The sequence below is a fragment of the Acetobacter conturbans genome (genome assembly GCF_011516755.1).
Lineage (GTDB): Bacteria > Pseudomonadota > Alphaproteobacteria > Acetobacterales > Acetobacteraceae > Acetobacter > Acetobacter conturbans.
Map to the genome: position 1 here is coordinate 405,422 of NZ_WOSY01000001.1, position 17,483 is coordinate 422,904.

At 60.3% G+C, this 17,483-nt stretch carries 16 protein-coding genes; 5 read left to right on the forward strand and 11 right to left on the reverse strand.

Features of this window, described 5'->3' with window-relative positions:
- Positions 1 to 28: 28 nt before the first annotated feature.
- The 6 genes from GOB81_RS01710 to GOB81_RS01735 all read right to left on the reverse strand — a co-directional run bounded on the left by GOB81_RS01710 (position 29) and on the right by GOB81_RS01735 (position 5,692).
- Positions 29 to 499, reverse strand: a complete 471-nt coding sequence (locus GOB81_RS01710; protein ID WP_173568624.1) for a molybdenum cofactor biosynthesis protein MoaE — start codon at positions 497 to 499, stop codon at positions 29 to 31.
- A gap of 4 nt (positions 500 to 503) precedes the next feature.
- Positions 504 to 767 carry a MoaD/ThiS family protein gene (locus GOB81_RS01715; protein WP_173568625.1) on the reverse strand — a complete coding sequence of 88 codons (264 nt, stop codon included), beginning with the start codon at positions 765 to 767 and terminating at the stop codon, positions 504 to 506.
- A gap of 166 nt (positions 768 to 933) precedes the next feature.
- Positions 934 to 1,560 carry a hypothetical protein gene (locus tag GOB81_RS01720; protein WP_173568626.1) on the reverse strand — a complete coding sequence of 209 codons (627 nt, stop codon included), beginning with the start codon at positions 1,558 to 1,560 and terminating at the stop codon, positions 934 to 936.
- Positions 1,561 to 1,703: 143 nt separating this feature from the next.
- A complete protein-coding gene (pgsA, locus tag GOB81_RS01725; protein WP_173568627.1) occupies positions 1,704 to 2,312 on the reverse strand; it encodes a CDP-diacylglycerol--glycerol-3-phosphate 3-phosphatidyltransferase in 609 nt (202 codons plus the stop codon).
- A 116-nt stretch (positions 2,313 to 2,428) separates the two neighbouring features.
- A complete protein-coding gene (gene uvrC, locus GOB81_RS01730) occupies positions 2,429 to 4,336 on the reverse strand; it encodes an excinuclease ABC subunit UvrC (protein WP_173568628.1) in 1,908 nt (635 codons plus the stop codon).
- Between the two features lie 294 nt (positions 4,337 to 4,630).
- Complete coding sequence (locus GOB81_RS01735) at positions 4,631 to 5,692, reverse strand: dipeptidase (protein WP_173568629.1); 1,062 nt, start codon at positions 5,690 to 5,692, stop codon at positions 4,631 to 4,633.
- Positions 5,693 to 5,820: 128 nt separating this feature from the next.
- On the opposite strand from GOB81_RS01735, the gene GOB81_RS01740 reads away from it, so the two are divergent.
- The gene (locus tag GOB81_RS01740; protein ID WP_173568630.1) at positions 5,821 to 6,615 is read left to right on the forward strand and encodes an exodeoxyribonuclease III; all 795 of its coding nucleotides are present in this window, start codon (positions 5,821 to 5,823) and stop codon (positions 6,613 to 6,615) included.
- 888 nt (positions 6,616 to 7,503) lie between these two features.
- Here GOB81_RS01740 and GOB81_RS01745 read toward each other — a convergent pair.
- Entirely contained in the window at positions 7,504 to 8,220 is a 717-nt protein-coding gene (locus tag GOB81_RS01745; protein ID WP_173568631.1) for a response regulator transcription factor, read from the reverse strand.
- A gap of 300 nt (positions 8,221 to 8,520) precedes the next feature.
- Here GOB81_RS01745 and GOB81_RS01750 point away from each other — a divergent pair, with 300 nt between their 5' ends.
- Positions 8,521 to 9,057, forward strand: a complete 537-nt coding sequence (locus tag GOB81_RS01750; protein WP_173568632.1) for a L,D-transpeptidase family protein — start codon at positions 8,521 to 8,523, stop codon at positions 9,055 to 9,057.
- Here GOB81_RS01750 and GOB81_RS01755 read toward each other — a convergent pair.
- Positions 9,035 to 10,864, reverse strand: coding sequence for a cation:proton antiporter (locus GOB81_RS01755; RefSeq protein WP_173568633.1), 1,830 nt, complete (start codon positions 10,862 to 10,864; stop codon positions 9,035 to 9,037). The two genes, GOB81_RS01750 and GOB81_RS01755, sit on opposite strands and share 23 nt — an antisense overlap.
- 210 nt (positions 10,865 to 11,074) lie before the next feature.
- Here GOB81_RS01755 and GOB81_RS01760 point away from each other — a divergent pair, with 210 nt between their 5' ends.
- On the forward strand, positions 11,075 to 11,365 hold the full coding sequence (locus tag GOB81_RS01760) for a putative quinol monooxygenase (RefSeq protein ID WP_173568634.1): 291 nt from the start codon (positions 11,075 to 11,077) through the stop codon (positions 11,363 to 11,365).
- 53 nt (positions 11,366 to 11,418) lie between these two features.
- Here GOB81_RS01760 and GOB81_RS01765 read toward each other — a convergent pair whose 3' ends face one another.
- The 3 genes from GOB81_RS01765 to GOB81_RS01775 form a co-directional block, all read right to left on the reverse strand.
- Entirely contained in the window at positions 11,419 to 11,646 is a 228-nt protein-coding gene (locus tag GOB81_RS01765) for a hypothetical protein (protein WP_173568635.1), read from the reverse strand.
- Positions 11,647 to 11,687: 41 nt separating this feature from the next.
- Entirely contained in the window at positions 11,688 to 12,323 is a 636-nt protein-coding gene (locus GOB81_RS01770) for a D-sedoheptulose 7-phosphate isomerase (protein WP_173568636.1), read from the reverse strand.
- An 82-nt stretch (positions 12,324 to 12,405) separates the two neighbouring features.
- The gene (locus GOB81_RS01775; protein WP_338421287.1) at positions 12,406 to 14,154 is read right to left on the reverse strand and encodes a glycosyltransferase family 2 protein; all 1,749 of its coding nucleotides are present in this window, start codon (positions 14,152 to 14,154) and stop codon (positions 12,406 to 12,408) included.
- A 466-nt stretch (positions 14,155 to 14,620) separates the two neighbouring features.
- Between GOB81_RS01775 and GOB81_RS01780 the strand changes: the two genes are divergently transcribed.
- Both GOB81_RS01780 and GOB81_RS01785 read left to right on the forward strand, forming a co-directional pair.
- Positions 14,621 to 16,084 (forward strand): glycosyltransferase family 4 protein, encoded by a 1,464-nt coding sequence (locus GOB81_RS01780; RefSeq protein WP_173568638.1) that lies wholly within the window; start codon positions 14,621 to 14,623, stop codon positions 16,082 to 16,084.
- Entirely contained in the window at positions 16,084 to 17,454 is a 1,371-nt protein-coding gene (locus GOB81_RS01785) for a glycosyltransferase family 4 protein (RefSeq protein WP_173568639.1), read from the forward strand. The genes GOB81_RS01780 and GOB81_RS01785 overlap by 1 nt, the downstream gene beginning before the upstream one ends.
- Positions 17,455 to 17,483: the final 29 nt, after the last annotated feature.

Below are 17,483 nucleotides of genomic sequence, written 5' to 3' on the forward strand. Positions count from 1 at the left end.
TGGCAAGAGGATGCGCTGCGTACGCGGCTTACCAGCCCGCTGCCGCTGCCTCATCCTCGCTGCGGCTTTCAACCCACAGGCGCTGACCATCGGTGAATTCCTCCGCCTTCCAGAACGGGGCGCCTGTCTTGAGACGATCAATCAGGAAATGCGTGGCGTCCAGAGCCGCCGCGCGGTGAGCCGCGGCCGCCAGCACGAGGACAATCGGCTCGCCCACCAGCAATCGTCCCACCCGATGGATGACCGTGCAGCCGATGAGGGCGAAACGGCTGAACGCTTCTTCGGCAAGAACCGTAAGCGCGTCCTCGCACATGCCCGGATAATGTTCGAGTTCGAGTGCGACGAGACCATTGCCTCCGCGCACGATCCCCATGAAGGAAGAGATGCCGCCAGTGCCGTCTTCCAGACCGAGCAATCGCGCGGTTTCATGACCGACATCGAACGGATCAGACTGCACCCGCACCTGAATCCGTCCTGCCGTGTGCGCGGCTCCTGTCATGGCTTTATCCCCCTGTCATGGGCGGGAAGAAAGCCACCTCGTCGCCTGCATGAACGGGTGTCGACAAATCGCCCAGCACCCTGTTGACGGCGACCCGCACGCGGCCCGGCTGGGCAAACACGTCTTCCAGCGTCTCATCCTGACGACGACGCTCAGCAAGCAGGTCTCCGACCGTGCTGACATCAGCTGTCAGCGGCACAGTTTCGCTGCCGCGACCGATCCGCTCCCGCAAAGCGGCAAAGTAAAGGATCGTCGCTGTCCCGCTCATTGTGGGTCATCCTTGCATTGTAGAAGGGGTCACGCAGGCAGGCGTCCCGTGCCTGAGACACGCATACCGCTCCAAGCGGTCACCGGGAACGGAAAATCGTCAGCAATATGCGCTGCTGATCCGCACGTTCCGGATTATTGGCGGCAGATGGGCCACCTGTGGTCCCTTACTGACCGGCCGGCTGCGCAAGAAGCGGCGTGACGGGCACGATCACTGCCTTGCTGTCATGGGCGTCCGCAGAAGGTAACGACTTCGCACCCACAGCCTTCGCGTTCTTTGCCGGAGCGGTCGCATGGTGCAGCGTCGAAGACCGCACAGTGCTGATCGATCCGTCCGGATGAATGAGCGTCGTCGTGCCATCTCCGTTCGGAATCTCGATGGTGGACGTGTTCATCTTGCCCGCGCCGTATTTCTCGGCGACATCCGGCTCTACGCTGGGGAGAGCAGCCTTTGCACCCGCGCCGGAGAAGGAATCATCCACGTCTTCGCCGATCGCGAGCTTGCCACCATCCGGGAGGTCGCTTTTGCTGCTTCCCAGTATCGTGTCGTGATCGGAAGCCACATCTGACAGGGATGGCAGAGGGCGGGGCGCACCGGGCCAGATATTACCGCTTTCCGGCAGAATCGGCGTTTCCGAAGCGGCATAGCCTTTCACGCGGCGCAGCGTTTCCGACTCTCCACCCGGCAGATTGGGATTCGCACCGGGCAATGTCGCCGTGTCAGTAAGCCATTTATCAAAGCCCGAACAACCGCTCAACACCAGTAATGACGCCACAAGAGCGGCTTTCCGCATTAGTCTTCCCCGTCCAGATGGCTCGTTTCGGCCTGCTTGATACAAGCCTGACAGCCTCAGGTAAATTACAGCTTACCTAAAACCCGCCTTCTTTCGCACCCTTATGGCACGAGAAGGACGCGGCGTGGCGAACAGGTCACGGATCAACCTGCCGGGTCAGGGGATTTTTTGCCGACATTACTTGCCCGCTCCACATGGCGAAGCCCGGCGACCAGATAGTCCCATCCCGTGATGAGCGTCAGAACGGCCGCAACCCACAGCATGATCGCCCCGATAAGCCCGACCGGCAGCCAGGGCATGCCCAGAAGCACGCCCGTGCTGTCGCCCGCGAGAAGGAACCCGATGGCGGTCATCTGGAAACCTGTTTTCCACTTGGCCAGCCGCGTGACCGGCAGGCTGATGCGGGTTCCGGCGAGATATTCACGCAGGCCGCTGACAAGAATTTCACGACAAAGTATGACAACCGCAGGCCACAACGCCCCGTAGGGCATCTTGCCGAGCCCTGCGAGCACCATCAGAGATGCCCCTACGAGCAGCTTGTCCGCGATGGGATCGAGCATACGTCCCAGATCGGACTGCAACTGGCGGGACCGCGCCAGATGGCCGTCAAAATAATCCGTCACCGCCGCCGCGATGAACAGCAGACAGGCAGACGCTGCCGCCTCCGGTCGGTTGAGAGCCACAAGCACAACCAGAACGGGAATGGCGACGATCCGCGACAAAGTCAGGAGATTCGGCAGATCGGTTATCATGAGGACCACGATACTCCACTTTGACGCGGACAGGAACGGCGTTGCGCCGCATGCACCGCAGTATTTGCCTTCATGGAGATGGCGCTTTCATGACCATTTTTCCAGTCACCCCTGCGCTAGGCGGCAGGCGTCCAGTCCGGATGGAAATGCCCGTAGACCGTACGGGCCGTCTCCCGGTTCACTCCCGATACCCCCTCCAGTTCAGCAAGACCCGCCTGACCGACACTGCGCGCAGAGCCGAAATGGTTGAGGAGCGCCCGTTTTCGCGCTGGCCCGACACCGGGAATCTCGTCCAGTTCAGACTTGATCAGCGACTTGGAGCGGCCAGCCCGGTGCGTGGTGATGGCGAACCGGTGCGCTTCGTCACGCAGGCGCTGAAGGTAGTAGAGCACCGGATCGCGCGGTTCGAGCTGAAATGGCGGTGCGTCCCCAGTATGGAACCATTCCCGACCGGCATTCCGGTCCGGGCCCTTGGCGATCGAGACCAGCTTCACGTCCGTCACACCAAGCGAATCCAGCACGCCACGCACGGCGGAATATTGCCCCGCACCGCCGTCGATCAGCAGCACGTCCGGCCAGTCGACTGACTTCTCCCGCCCCTGCTCCGCGGCTTCCTTGAGGGCGCGTCCGAACCGGCGCTCCAGCACCTCCCGCATCATGCCGAAATCATCGCCCGGCGTGATGCCGCTCTTGATGCTGTATTTCCGATAGGAGCGCCGGTCGAAACCCTCCGGCCCCCCGACGATCATCACACCATAGGGATTCGTCCCCATGATATGGCTGTTGTCGTAGACCTCGATGCGGTTCGGGGGCGTATCCAGCTTCAACACCGTCGCCACCCCTTCCAGCAGCTTTGCCTGCCCGGCCGTCTCGGCCAGCTTCCGCTCCAGCGCCTCGCGGGCATTGGTTTCGGCGTGCTCGATGACCTCACGCCGCTCGCCCCGCTGCGGACGCAGGATTTCCACCTTGTGACCGCGCTTGATGCCCAGCGCCTCAGCCAGCAGAGATGCCTCCGTAAGATCCCGGTTTACCAGCAGCAGCCCGGGCGGCGGCTTATCGTCGTAAAATTGGGCGAGGAAGGCCGCCAGAATGTCGGAATCCGTCTCGTCTTTCGTGTGAGCCGGATAGAAGGCCCGGTTGCCGTTGTTGCGGCCGCCGCGAATGAAAAACACCTGAATGCAGGCCTGCCCCGCCGTTTGCCAGACCGCGATGACATCCGCATCCCGGATGCTCGCGGGATTGACCACAGTGGAGTCCTGCATGCTGGACAGTGCCCTGATGCGATCGCGCAGCACGGCAGCCCGCTCATAATCGAGCCCCTCGGCGGCCTTCTCCATCTCGGCGGCAAATTCCGCCTTCAGGGGAGCGCCTTCCCCGGCGAGGAACTCCTTCGCCTGCCTGACCAGATGCTCGTAGTCCGGCTCACTGATCCGATCGACACAGGGTGCGCAGCATCGTTTGATCTGGAACAGCAGACAGGGTCGCGTGCGGGACGCGAACATGGAGTCCGAGCAGGTCCGCAACTGGAACACACGCTGCAGGATGATGATGGTCTGATTCACGGCCCATGCCGAGGCGAACGGTCCCCAGTAGCTCGCGCCTTTCTCCATCTTGCCGCGATGCTTGGCGAGTTGCGGAAAGGCATGCTGCTCGGACAGCATCAGCCAGGGATAGGTCTTGTCGTCACGCAGCAGGATGTTGAAGCGCGGCTTCATGCGCTTGATGTAATTGGCCTCAAGCAGCAGCGCCTCGGCCTCCGTGTGTGTCGTGACGATCTCCATGGAGGCCGTCTCCGACACCATCCGGCGCAGGCGCTCGGGCAGGCGGGAAAGCTGCGTGTAGGACGTCACGCGCTTCTTCAGCGCCCGCGCCTTTCCGACGTAGAGCACATCCCCCTTCGCGCTGATCATCCGATAGACCCCTGGCGAAAGCGGCATGGTCTTCAGGGCAGCCTGAATCACCTCCACTCCCGTCACCGGGGACTCCGGCATTTCCGCAGTCGCTCCAAGGGTTTCATTCGTCATGGAAGTTTCATCCACTGAACATGTGGATAACTCTGTGGAACGGAAGATGACAGATTGATGGACGGCGCGGTTTTCCGCCCTGAATCTTGGATTGCATAATTTTTAAGCATACAATTCAACTTATTGATTTCACTCGTTTTTATCACGGGAACATATTTCCCATAGCGGCGAATCGCCAAAAATGGATGGCTATACAGGGAGTCAATCCCGGACGTGGACAAAATCGACAGTCCCGGGCGAATTGCCTTCTGACGGCCCGGTCCTGCTTTGTTCACACGAGCGAATCCGACGTTCTCAGGCTCCCGTCGCCGCCGCCGCCTCTGCCTCTCGGAGCAAACGCCGGAAGTTACCACCCCAGAACGCCTGAATTTCACTGCGATCATAGCCGCGTCGCATCAGCTCCGCCGTCAGGGCCGGTGAGGCCGCCGCATTTTCCCAGCCGTCAAGCTGCCCCCCACCATCGAAGTCCGAAGAAATCCCGACATACTCCGGCCCGAGCCGCTTCACGACGTAATCGAGGTGGTCCATGTAATCGGCCACCGTCGCCTTCCGTCCGGCCAGTTCCGCGCGGGAACGCAGGAAGCCCCCGATGGCCGTGATCTGGATGAGGCCTCCGCTGGCCTTCAGCGCATCAAGCTGCACGTCATCAAGATTGCGCGGGTGGTCGCAGAGCGCCTTCACGCAGGCATGTGTCGCCACAACCGGCACGGAGGAGACTTCCACCGCCTGCAGCATGGTGGCCCGCGCCGTATGCGACACATCCACCAGCATCCCGAGCCGGTTCATCTCGGCAATCGTCTCGCGGCCCAGAGCGGATAGCCCCCCATGACGTGCCTCCGGATCGCCAAGCCGACGGCTGGGCTGGCCGGAATCCGCCAGTGCATTGTGGCCGTTGTGGGTCAGGGTGACGTAGCGGGCACCGAGCGCGCGAAACTTCGCCAGCATGCCGATATCGTCGCCCATGCCGTAACCGTTCTCCACGCCGGGCACGACCGCCAGCACGTCTTCACGATAAGCCGCTTCGATCTCATCGACGGTCGGGCAGACACGGGCGGAGATGCCGTTCCGCGTCCCCTGCATGCGGCTGATCGCCTCCAGCATGGCGAGGGTCTGCGCCTGCGCCGCCTTGTGCCCCTCCGCATCCACCGTCCCCTGCGCGATATAGGCGACGAAGCACCCTGCCGAGAGATGGCCGCGCTTCATCTTGGGGAAATCGACGAAGCGATCCGGCGTATCGAGAAACGCATCGTCCCGGTCAGGCCAGGGGATGTCGATATGGCTATCGAGCGTGAGCAGCGAATTGTGGAGGGCGAGCGCCTCCGCGGAGAGGGCCGGACGGCTGGGATCGGATGTCATGGGATGGAAATCGGGTCCATGTCGGGAGTTTGCAAGAGCATCAGTGTGCCCTGCCCGACACGGTGGTGGCCAGACCTGTCCGAATCCCCCTTGCCTCAGCCCTTCGTTTGAGCGATCCACCACGCCCCATGCGTATCGTGACCTGGAACATCAACTCTCTGCGTCTCCGTCTGCCGCTGCTTGCGGAGATGGACCGGCAACTGCGTCCTGACGTGATCTGCCTTCAGGAAACAAAGGTGCCGGATCCGCTGTTCCCGGCCGAAGCGCTGACGGAACTCGGCTATCCGCATCAGGTTCGTCGCGGCATGAAAAGCTATAATGGCGTGGCGATCCTCTCACGCCATCCGCTTGCCCCGGTTCCGGACACCCCCGACTGGTGCGAGCGCGGCGACTGCCGTCATGTCTCCGCCCGTGTTGCAGGTGAGCATGGACCTGTCGAAATCCACAATTTTTATGTCCCGGCCGGCGGTGACATTCCGGACGAAGACGAGAACCCGAAATTCGCCCATAAGCTCGCGTTTGTGGATCAGGTGACGGAGTGGTTCCAGACCCATCACCGTAAACGCACCGTGATTGTGGGCGACCTGAACATCGCCCCGCTTGAGCACGACGTGTGGAGCCACAAGCAGCTTCTGAAGGTGGTCAGCCACACACCGCCCGAGACCACGCGGCTCGACGCCTGGCGGGACACCGGCTTCGTGGATGCGATGCGCCATTTCGTGCCGCCCACCGAAAAGCTCTACACATGGTGGTCCTACCGCAACCGCGACTGGAGCGCTTCAAATAGAGGGCGACGACTGGACCATATCTGGGTCACGCCAGACCTGAAGGATGCGCTCCACGGCATGCAGATCATCCGTGAGGCACGTGACTGGGCTCCTCCGTCAGATCATGTGCCCGTGATGATAGATCTGGGAGCGTAATAGCCCCCTGTTCTTGCGGTTTGCGGAACCACTTTGGGACAGCCTTTTACTCTGGGTGGCACTCGTTTCATTGCCCGGCTTCAACATCGCTTTCGATACGAATTATGCCCACCCGCGTTGAAGCTGGCACAGGGGTAGACAGCCTTTAGGCTCCCTACCCACCCCCAAAGGCCGCAACCTTTAGAACTCGGCATATTGATCAACAGATTGGGGTGAAGGGGCCTGCGGCTCCTTCCGGGTTCGGGGAGCGCCCGACCTTATTCTTTATGTCGGTCAATCTTTATCCGGGCAGGCCTGACAGACGGCAGGAACCTGTCCGGATTTCGTCGCATTGAATATGGCGGCACAAGACATCATCGTTGTTGACGTCCCCGAAGCCGCGAACCGCGGTAAAATTCTAAAATATATCGAAAACCGGGAAACACGCAGGTTTCAGCCTCGGGTAAGGCTGCTGAGAGACAAAGGCACTCTCCACGCTTCGTGGCTAACACTGTGTTTCCCAAGATTTGTCGGAAAACATACGGCTGGCAACGCCAATGCATCTTTCGAGCATGCGGAAGAGGTGACTTTCGTAACCATTGGAAGATGTCACGTTCCCATGGATTTACTGGAATGACCGCATCGACAACGGTCTTTCTGACAAACGCAAAAAGAGCCCCGAAGCCTTAAAGGTTGCTTCAAAAGCTCTCTGCTAGCAATCCGACGCATTTTCCTCACTCGGATGCTCACCGCCCTCATTCATGGCCGGTTCGCCTTCAGTGCTTAAAGCTCATGCCTATTGAGCGAGCCCTCATGGGTGGTGTCGCTCAGCAGAAAACTTTGAAACAGCCGCTTATAATCCAGACAAAAAAACCGCTCTTCCTTGTCGGGAGAGCGGTTTTCAGAAAATCAGGCAGCCGGAGCGCCACCTTCAGGATCGAGGCGGTATCCACCGCCTTCCGTAATCAGCAGCGTGGCATTGGAAGGATCGGGCTCGATCTTCTGCCGCAGACGATAGATATGCGTCTCGAGCGTATGCGTCGTCACGGCGGCATTGTAGCCCCAGACCTCGTTCAGCAACACCTGGCGCGGCACGGGACGCGTGCCGGCGCGGTAGAGGAACTTGAGGATGGCCGCTTCCTTTTCCGTCAGACGGATGCGCTTGTTGCGCGTGGTCTCGACGAGCAATTTCGCGGAAGGGCGGAAGGTATAGGGGCCGACAGTGAAGACCGCGTCCTCACTGTTCTCGAAAATGCGGAGCTGGGCGCGCAGACGCGCAAGAAGCTCGGCAATGCGGAAAGGCTTGGCGACATAATCGTTCGCGCCCGCATCCAGACCGCGCACGATGTCGGCTTCGTTGTCCGAACCCGTCAGCATGATGATCGGCATGCGGATGCCTTCACGGCGAAGCTCGACACAGAAATCCCGGCCGTCACCATCAGGAAGAGTGACGTCAAGGATAATGGCGTCGAACCGTGCATCCGGCGCACGCAGGGCATCCCACGCGGCGGCGACGGAATCAGCCTCCACAGCAAGGAACTCACCATCGACCTGAAGCTGCTCGACAAGCATCTGCCGCAGCGTCTGGTCATCATCGACGATCAGGATAGGACGTGCGCCCGACATTGATTACCTCTTCTTTTTAGGGGCTCAGTAAGCGCCCTTCCCCGCCGCGACAAGAGGGAGCCGATCCATCCACTGTTTTCGCCACGGAAAAAAGTGTCTGACCCGAGGCCTCACGGCGTTGTGACAGACTGGCATGAAACGGAGGATAACACCAATTCCAGTCCGCCATCATTGCGCTATAAGACGCAGCCCTCTCCTGAAGAAGAGGATCGGATCGCGTATGATCGGACTCCACTCCGGACATTTAGCGGTTCTCTCCCGAAAACCATAAATCCGCCCGGAAGCTGGATCCTGTCCCCCATGATACATGCGACACTCATCCCTGAAAGCGGCTGCACTGCACAACTGCATTGCGCGAACCTGATTCTTCCGGCCGTCATCGGTGCGGCCGGCATCACGCTGCACAAGGAAGAAGGCGATCACGCCACGCCGGTCGGCACGTTGAAACTGCGCAAGATTCTCTACCGCGCGGACCGTGTAGGCCGCCCGCAGACAGGGCCTGCCACCCCGGATGGAGCGCCTCTTCTGGTGGAGCCCATCAGCCGCCATGACGGCTGGTGCGACGACCCCGCCCACCCGGATTACAACAGGCAGATCACCCTTCCTCATCCTGCCCGGTATGAGACGCTATGGCGGGACGATCACCTTTACGACATCGTCGGAGTTCTGGGTTACAACGATGACCCTCCGGTCCGTAATCGTGGATCGGCGATCTTCCTTCACCTTCAGTCGCCGGACAAACGCCCCACGGAAGGGTGCATCGCCCTCACCGAAGTGGACCTGCGGCTTGCGCTGGCGATGGGGCTTGCATCCATCACAGTTCAACCTCCGCTTTAGGCTCCGGAACGGCTGGCGGCACAAAGGCGATCATCACATCTCCCGGCGTCGGGGGAGCATGCATTGCCTCCTCCGCCGACCGGATCGAGAATCCGCTTCCCGGCCGTAATGTCAGAAAATCCAGCCGCTCGGCATCATGTCGCGAAAGCCCCGCCTGCGTGCCTTCGGTGACGGGAAACGCCATGAAGCGCCATCCATCCTGATACAGCGTGTCCAGCAGCGTGAAATTCCACTCGGGTTCACCCAGAAGCTTGCCCCGGGCATCGCGGCTGAGACCACGATATTCATCGAGCTTCTTCACGCCCGGACTGACCTGATAAACACGGGCACGCCCGAAATGCGGTGCGAGATGGGCGCACACCATGCCGTTATAGATCGCGTCGGGCGTGGCGGCGATCAGGTAATCCGCGGGCCGCTCTTCCAGACTTTCCGATCCGGCCTCGGAGAGCATCTCAGCATGCATGACCGTCACCCCCGCCCGCTTGGCCGGGATCAGCGCACGCGCCGCCGTATCGACCAGTGTGACGGGTGTTCCCGCCCGCGTCACGACTTCCGCAAGATTGCTCGACCATGGGTTCGCTCCGATGATCGCCAGAGCCGGCACATTGGACAGCGTGAGATTCAGCCCCCTCGCCAGAGGACGCAGCGAGAAACCGTGCAACAGCATGGTCGCCGCGATAACAGCAAAGACCGCTGGCATGACGAGCTCCGCCCCGGCGAAACCAGCCTCGGTGAGACGAATACCGGAGACACCGGCAACAGCGGCGGCCACGATACCCCGGGGTGCGATCCACCCCACGAAGATGCGCTCGCTTCCGCTCAGGCCGCTTCGCAGCGTGGCAAGATAGATCCCCAGCGGGCGGACGATGAAAATCGTCGCGCAGGTGAGCGCCAGAATGGACCATGACAAACGCGCCAGAACCACACGCTGAAGATCGGCCGTCAGGAGGATGAACAGCAGCGAAACAATGAGAACGACGAGGCTCTCTTTCATCCGCTGTAACTCACCCAGACCCGGCACGCGCATATTGGCGAGCGCCATGCCGAACACCGTCGCCGCCATCAGTCCGGCGCCGTCCATGAACAGTGACCCGAGGCCAAAGACCGCCAGCGCCAGCGTCAGCAGGAGCGGCATCTTGAGCGTTTCCGGCATGAGGTCGCGGACGAACAGCTCTTTCACCGCCCAGCCGCCACCCACTCCCAGCCCGATCGCGACGATCATGCTGATCAGCACATGGGGAATAATGGTGATGAAGTAGGCCGAAGTCCCTTCATCGGGCTTCATCAGCAGGATTTCGAGAACCAGCGTGGCGAGAATGGCACCGACCGGATCGTTGAGAATCGCCTCCCACCGCAGGAAGGCCGCGATACGCGGGCGCAGCTTGGCCTGCCGCAGCAGGGGCAGCACGACAGTAGGCCCGGTCACGACAACGATGGAGCCGAACAGGAACGCGGGGCCCCAGCCCAGACGCCCTACATAATGGGCCGCCATTGAGCCGAGAAGCCAGTTGATCGGCAGCGCCACAAGCGTGAGGCGAAGCACCCCTTCCCCGGCCACACCGAGCTGGCGGAAATCGAGCGCCATGCCTCCCTCGAACACGATCAGCGCCACGGCGAGCGAGACGATGGGGTGGAAGAGCGGGCCGACCAGCGTGGATGGATGGAGAATGCCGAGCCCCGGCCCAAGCACCAGTCCCAGCACGAAAAGCAGGACGATGGCGGGAAGACGGAAGCGCCAGGCGACCCACTGAGCGGCCATGCCACCGCAAAAAACGAAAAAGACGAGCAAGATCGCATCCTGACTCATCGTGTGATCTCCACGCCCGCTCGCTCCATTTTGTCTCCCGTCTGGTGAAACCTGTCCGCACGCAGGTCAGAAACCTGCATGGGCATTATACTTTACGATGCTCAACACGCCACTCCCGGCGGGTCACTTGGCCCGGAGCGTGATCCCGGTCACACTGACCGGACGCCGCACCATCTTCTTATCCACCGATTCCATTTCCGGAGATCCCTCATGTCGCAGATTGAAGTTGTCGCCATCGTTCAGGTAAAGCCGGGTGCTGAAGCCGCTGCCGCAGCCGCCATGAAAGCCTGCACCGCCCCTTCCCGGGCCGAAAGCACCAATCATGGTTACACCCCGCACCGCGACCTCGAAGCACCGGGAACGCTTGTCTTCATCGAACGCTGGGAGAGCCGGGAAGCCCTTCAGGCGCACATGGAAACACCCCACTTCAAGGAAATGGCCGCGATCCTTGAGCCGCTGCTTGCCGCGCCCCTTGCGATTCACATTCTTCAGCCGCTCTGAGCGATTGACCAGGAGGAAGGAGGTCGGCAGCAGGCCTCTTTCCCACCTCCGTTTCAGCGGAACCGATTCAGCCACTGCCCCATCAGCGATCTCAGACGCCAGAAACGGCTATGCACATGCTGCGTTTCCAGCTCCGTGATCCGCTCTTCCAATCCCTGAATATGCCGGGCCTGCGCCGCGTTGCGCTCAAGCAGATCGGTCAGCCGACGCTCCAGAAAGGCTCTTTCCTCGGCCGGATCGACCGTTGGCACGGCAAACGGCTTATCCGCTTCGTCCGGCATTCCCACCCCTTCCCCTACGAGCAACCTCGGCAAACAGCTGCTCAGACGCCGACCGGACGCGGACACAGGGCGCGCTCGACCAGTCCGCAGACGATATGGGCCGCAGTGATGTGCAACTGCTGGATAACGGGCGTCCAGTTGGCCGGAACTGCCAGCGTCACATTGCAGTGCGCGCCCTGCACACCCGCATGCCCGGTGAAAGCGGCTGTCACCAGCCCTGCCTCCCGCGCGGCCTCGAACGCCCGCAGGATATTGGGGGAACGCCCCGAGGTGGTGATGCCGAGAAACACATCGCCGGGCCGCCCCAGCGCCATGACCTGACGCGAAAAGATGTCGGCAAAGCTGTAATCATTACCGATGGCAGTGATGGCGGACGTATCGGTCGTCAGGGCAACTGCACTCAGGGGACGGCGATCGTACATCAGACGCGCCGTGAACTCGCCCGCAATATGCTGGGCATCAGCGGCGCTGCCACCATTTCCGGCCACAAGCAGCCGACCGCCATTTTCGAGAGACGTGACGATGTGCGCCGCCATGGCGAGCATGACCTGCTGAGACTCCTCGTGATGCGCGAAGGCGGCCATCGCTTCGGCGGACTGACGCAGATAGTCCGTCATGAAGCCCCGATCGGCGTGCACGCTGTCCACGCCCATATCCCCGTCCGTCCTGTCACCCATCACTCGTTCCCCATTGGCAAATGCCGAAGGTTAAATCCCGGATGTCTCTAAACCATTTCCATCTCGCAGCACACCGTTTGCCCTATTCACGCCATGTGGCAGCCTCCGCCAGCAGCAGGTCATGATCTGTCACCCGCAGAGCCGGATTGAGCGTGGGATCCTTCCCCATCAGCGCATGCCACCGCCCGACGAGGCGGGCCGTTTCGCCCCAGTGCTTCACCACCTGTTGCGGCGTGGCGTCACGCCCGCGTGTCCCTCCATCAAGATGCGTGAGCGTTGCGTGAGGCGTCCACACAACGCGCCATCCTGCGGCAATCGTGCGTAGACACAGATCAATGTCGTTGCAGGAAACGGCAAACTCTTCGTCCAGTCCGCCAACCTGCACGAAGAGGCTCCTGCGCATCAGCAGGCAGGCACCCGTCACGGCGAGCAGATCGCGCTGAACAGCCAGAACGTCGAGATAGCCGGCATCCGCCGCAGCCGCGCCGCGCAGGAGATGCGTCGCCCCGTCGCGTGTCACGACGATACCCGCATGCTGCACTGTATCGTCGGGGTAGAGCAGCCGTGCCCCCACAACCCCCACGCCGGGACGCAGGATCTGACGCACCATGTCCTCAAGCCAGTCGGAATGACGCACGAACACATCGTCATTGAGGAAAAGAACCAGATCGCTTTCGCTGCCCGCGACCGCTTCATTGTTCAGTCGCGCCCAGTTGAACACACCATCATCGCGAAGCACGGTCACGCAAGGATACGCGGCTATCTCTTCCAAAAGTGCCAGCGTTTCCGCTTCAACGCTGCCATTATCGACAACAAGCACCTCTAGCCGCGCATAGTCCGTATGATGCAGCACTCCATCCAGACAGGCGCGCAACAGATCGGGTCTGTCGCGTGTGGGAATAATGACCGTCACGGACGGCATTCCCTTTGGCAGCGGATACTCCACCCGCAGTCGCTGTGAACCGTCCGGCATCGGCGGCACCCAGAACGACACCAGCAACCGGACATCTGGGCGGTGTCGGGCCAGATGATCCGAAGCAACTTCTTTAGCGCGTGCACGCGTCAGTTCCGGAACTTCCCGCCTCAGCAGGCGATGGAAAAGAATGCCGGACGAATGACACACTCGTCGGCGATCAATGCCTTCGACAACCGCCAGTTTCAGGGCGTAAAGCCACGTCTGCCGGTCACCGTCGGAAAGCACCCTGACGTCCGGCAGCACCTCCTGCACGCGCTGGCGAGAGAACACGGCGAAGTCCCCCACGGTATCGCCGAACAGAAGTTGGTCGTCACTCCATGCTGCTTTCAGTCGAGCGTGAACATGGTTGCCGTTTTCATCAATCCGGTCTTCATCAGTAAAAAGCAGAACCGTATCCGGGGTAAATCGCAAGGAGTCTACGATGCGATCCAGCGCCCCCGCCTCCAACCGATCTCCCGGTTCGAGAAACGCAAGCCAGGGAGAATTGCCTGCCAGAAGACCAGCATCCTCCTGAATAAGATCACCGACGATTTTTTCTTGCCGCATGACGCCTGCAAGCATCCTGAAGCTGTCAGCATCCGTCGTGACATGAAGCCTCCAGCCAACACCGGCCTGCCCTGCCAGTGCGTGAAGTGTCTGCACTGCATCGCGTAAGCTGTCCGGGGCGACCACCATGTAAAAATCGAAGGCGGGTGCGTTTTCCGTTCGTGGCGCGTGGCGTGACACCACCGCCGAGGCGTCTTCCCTCAAGCAGGTCCAGAGCGCATAGGCACTGTCATCAGCAGGAGGTGCACCGTTTGGATAAAGCAGGTAAAAAGGTTCGATGCAGTCAAGATTTTCTGGAAATGAAGCCACAAAACCCAGAGCCTCAGCCCGTGATCGGCATTTCTGTAACAATAGTCGCTGACGCGCAGTGGATCTCTGATGGGGAGTGCTGCTCAGCACGGTTGTGATGAAGCCCTCCGAAAGAGAATCGCCAGGACCGCATCGCCTCCGAAACTCTTCCGATAACGACACCACCTGAGCCAGACACAACAACATGGCTGCCGTCACATCTCCGCTTGTCGGGTCCGTTACATATGGCAAATAATGACGGATTGCCTCGGGTTCAGGGTCCCGTCCCAGACCACAACGAAAGACCACGCCGATTGCACGAATGGCCGCACATCTCTGAAGCGCCGTCAGCTGACTATCACACGCACCACCCGTCTCAATTTTTCTATTTTGTGTCAAATATCTTTCCTGATGCGGTCAGGTTGACGAATGCTCCATAGGCGGCGATGGATGATCGTACGCCAAGACCAGACTGACATGGAACCCCATGACACGCACATCTTCTGTTTGCACGATCTGGGTCGATGTCGACGATTTCTTTCATTATGCAAGAAACAACCCGCGACCCAGCGGCATTCAACGTGTGGTCCACGAAATTCTGTCGGTGCTGGAAGCACGTGCGGCACTCCGGCAGGAAGCGGCACATATCCGCTTCGTTCGGCGTGGCGCTGGTGACGAGCCTTTCGCCGAAGTCTGTTTTTCGGAAATATCCTCTCTGTTCGAACGACTTTCGGGATCACCCCTTCCCTCGACCGGACCGGACGAGAGCCCGCGCGAACGGCTTCCCCTGATTGCAGCAGCAAGTTCCTTCGAAACACTCCGAAGAACCCTGATCCGCAGCTTCGAGGCACTCCCTCCCGACACAGGCAATCTGCTCCTTGCAGCAGGCGTCTCCCAGGTCCGTGCCCTGCGTTTGCTGCGTCGCTTTCTGCGCCCCCGTCACCCCCAACCGGTTATCAGCACCGATGCTGTTTCAGCCAGTCAGGCAGCCAGCACCCCCGTTCCTTTGGCATGTGCCCCACGAAAAGACGACATACTGCTTATTCTCGGCGCAGCATGGTGCGATCCACTTTTTGGCGAGCGGCTCCGTCTCGCCCGCGAGCGCTATGGCGTTCGTCCCGTACAACTGATCCATGATCTCATCCCGGCCCGACGTCCTGAATGGTGCCACCCCTCCCTCGTGCGCGACTTCCGGCACTGGCTCGAAACCAGCCTGCCGCAATGTTCTGAGATTCTGGCAATCAGTTCCGCCACTGCTCACGATGTCGGTTGTTATGCCCGGGAGCATTTCATTCATCTGTCCGCCCCTGTGCGCGTGATGCCTATGGGATGCGGGTTCAGCGATATGAACGCCACTCTGGAAACCACCTGTCCCGGTCTCCCTGCGCCCGGCACCTACATTCTGTTCGTATCCACTCTCGAAGCCCGCAAAAACCACGGATTTCTGCTGCGTGTCTGGCGGCGTCTTCTAAGCGAAACCGGGAGTGAACCGGTGCCCACACTGGTTTTCGCAGGACGGATTGGCTGGCTGGTGACAGACCTCCTACAGCAGCTCGATAATGCCGACTGGTTGCAGGGTAAAATCAGACTGATCGCCGACCCGACCGACACCGAACTGAAACATCTTTACAAGAACTGCCTTTTCACGGTTTTCCCCTCTCTGTTCGAAGGATGGGGGCTTCCCGTCACAGAAAGTCTGGCGATGGGAGCCCCATGCCTAGCCTCTGACGTCACATCTATCCCGGAAGCAGGAGGGCGGTTCGCACGCTATTTCGATCCGGACAATGTTCAGGACGCAGCAGATAAAATCCGATCGACGTTTCAAAATCAAGATGCCCTCGCCGAATGGAAAAACATGATCAGGACAGAGTTCCGATCTGCCTCCTGGGAGGCCGCGGCGGACACCCTTCTGGATGCATGCGCGGCCGCAGGTCGACGGGGGGAACTCTGATGCCTTCCACACTCTGGATCGATGTCACCGACCTTCTGCTTTATCTCGGCCAGCATGATCGCCCAAGCGGGATTCAGCGAGTTGTGTTCGAACTGGGCAGCGCGCTCGCAACGTCCGATCCAGAACGAGTCGGCTTCGTACGACGCTTTGCAGGACCAACGGATCTTGAAACCGTTGCATGGGAAGATATCGAAAATCTATTCGCCTCCGTCACGCAGGACACCTCACGAACACGCCGCACCCAGGGGCTTCTGAAAGCCACCACCATTGCTCCGTTTAATCCTCCCGAACAGCGCCTTGCTCTGCTGGGAGCATCGGTTCGCGCCCAGGCCGATGTGTTGCGTCAGTTCGGACGACTGGCAGGAAGAATTGCCCGGAGCGTCACTCACACTGTCGGCAATCACCACAGCAAGGGCAGAAAGACCTCTTCCCGTCCACCTTCCGGACACCTTCTTTCTGAAATAGCCCGTGCAGGGGACATGTTTTTTACACCGGGCTCCCCCTGGGAACTGGATGATTACGCGGAGACCGTCCGCTGGCTTCGAGACAACCACCGCATGACGTTTGGTCTCCTCGTCCACGATGTGTTTCCGGTTTTTCATCCGGAATGGTGTGCTCAGGGCGTCATCACGACCTTCACGACATGGCACCGGAAAATCCTGCCCCTCGCCGACCATGTCTTCACTCTCAGTTCGGCGACGGCCCGTGACCTGACCACGTATGCAATGCAGGAACGGATAGGCATGCTTTCACCGCCGATCCGCATAGGAGCGGGCATCACTTTTCGCAAACATGCTTCTGAACAAAATAATTTTCCTCATCTTCCTGCGGCGGGAAGCTATGTGCTGTTTGTCTCCACACTGGAAGCCCGCAAAAATCATGCCCTGCTGTTCCGTGTCTGGCGACGTCTCGTGGAAGAACGGGGCTCCGAGAATGCGCCAACGTTGATTTTCGCGGGACGTTCAGGCTGGCTGGTGTCCGATCTGCTTCAGCAACTGGACAATGCGAACTGGCTGGATGGAAAAATCTGCCACATTCCCAGCCCCACAGATGCAGAGCTTGCGGCTCTCTACGAAGGATGTCTTTTCACGATTTTCCCTTCTCTTGCCGAAGGGTGGGGTCTGCCGGTCACGGAGAGCCTGCTGTTTGGACAGCCCTGTCTAGCCTCGGGAACGACTGCGATCCCGGAAGCAGGAGGCACCTTCGTGCGTTATTTCGATCCGGATAACGCAGGGGATGTCCTGCGCGTGATTTCCGAAACCCTCGACGACCCGACTGGCCTAGCCATCTGGCGTGAACGAATCCGGCGGCAGTTCATTCCGCCGGACTGGTGCGATTCTGCCCGCATCATTCTCAATCGGCTGCACTGAAAACCCGGACAGGAGAAAACGCCTCCTCC

Coding starts and splice junctions, on each gene's coding strand:
- GOB81_RS01710 (WP_173568624.1), bottom strand. CDS start 499: ATGACAGGAGCCGCGCACACGGCAGGACGGATTCAGGTGCGGGTGCAG.
- GOB81_RS01715 (WP_173568625.1), bottom strand. CDS start 767: ATGAGCGGGACAGCGACGATCCTTTACTTTGCCGCTTTGCGGGAGCGG.
- GOB81_RS01720 (WP_173568626.1), bottom strand. CDS start 1,560: ATGCGGAAAGCCGCTCTTGTGGCGTCATTACTGGTGTTGAGCGGTTGT.
- pgsA (WP_173568627.1), bottom strand. CDS start 2,312: ATGATAACCGATCTGCCGAATCTCCTGACTTTGTCGCGGATCGTCGCC.
- uvrC (WP_173568628.1), bottom strand. CDS start 4,336: ATGACGAATGAAACCCTTGGAGCGACTGCGGAAATGCCGGAGTCCCCG.
- GOB81_RS01735 (WP_173568629.1), bottom strand. CDS start 5,692: ATGACATCCGATCCCAGCCGTCCGGCCCTCTCCGCGGAGGCGCTCGCC.
- GOB81_RS01740 (WP_173568630.1), top strand. CDS start 5,821: ATGCGTATCGTGACCTGGAACATCAACTCTCTGCGTCTCCGTCTGCCG.
- GOB81_RS01745 (WP_173568631.1), bottom strand. CDS start 8,220: ATGTCGGGCGCACGTCCTATCCTGATCGTCGATGATGACCAGACGCTG.
- GOB81_RS01750 (WP_173568632.1), top strand. CDS start 8,521: ATGATACATGCGACACTCATCCCTGAAAGCGGCTGCACTGCACAACTG.
- GOB81_RS01755 (WP_173568633.1), bottom strand. CDS start 10,864: ATGAGTCAGGATGCGATCTTGCTCGTCTTTTTCGTTTTTTGCGGTGGC.
- GOB81_RS01760 (WP_173568634.1), top strand. CDS start 11,075: ATGTCGCAGATTGAAGTTGTCGCCATCGTTCAGGTAAAGCCGGGTGCT.
- GOB81_RS01765 (WP_173568635.1), bottom strand. CDS start 11,646: ATGCCGGACGAAGCGGATAAGCCGTTTGCCGTGCCAACGGTCGATCCG.
- GOB81_RS01770 (WP_173568636.1), bottom strand. CDS start 12,323: ATGGGTGACAGGACGGACGGGGATATGGGCGTGGACAGCGTGCACGCC.
- GOB81_RS01780 (WP_173568638.1), top strand. CDS start 14,621: ATGACACGCACATCTTCTGTTTGCACGATCTGGGTCGATGTCGACGAT.
- GOB81_RS01785 (WP_173568639.1), top strand. CDS start 16,084: ATGCCTTCCACACTCTGGATCGATGTCACCGACCTTCTGCTTTATCTC.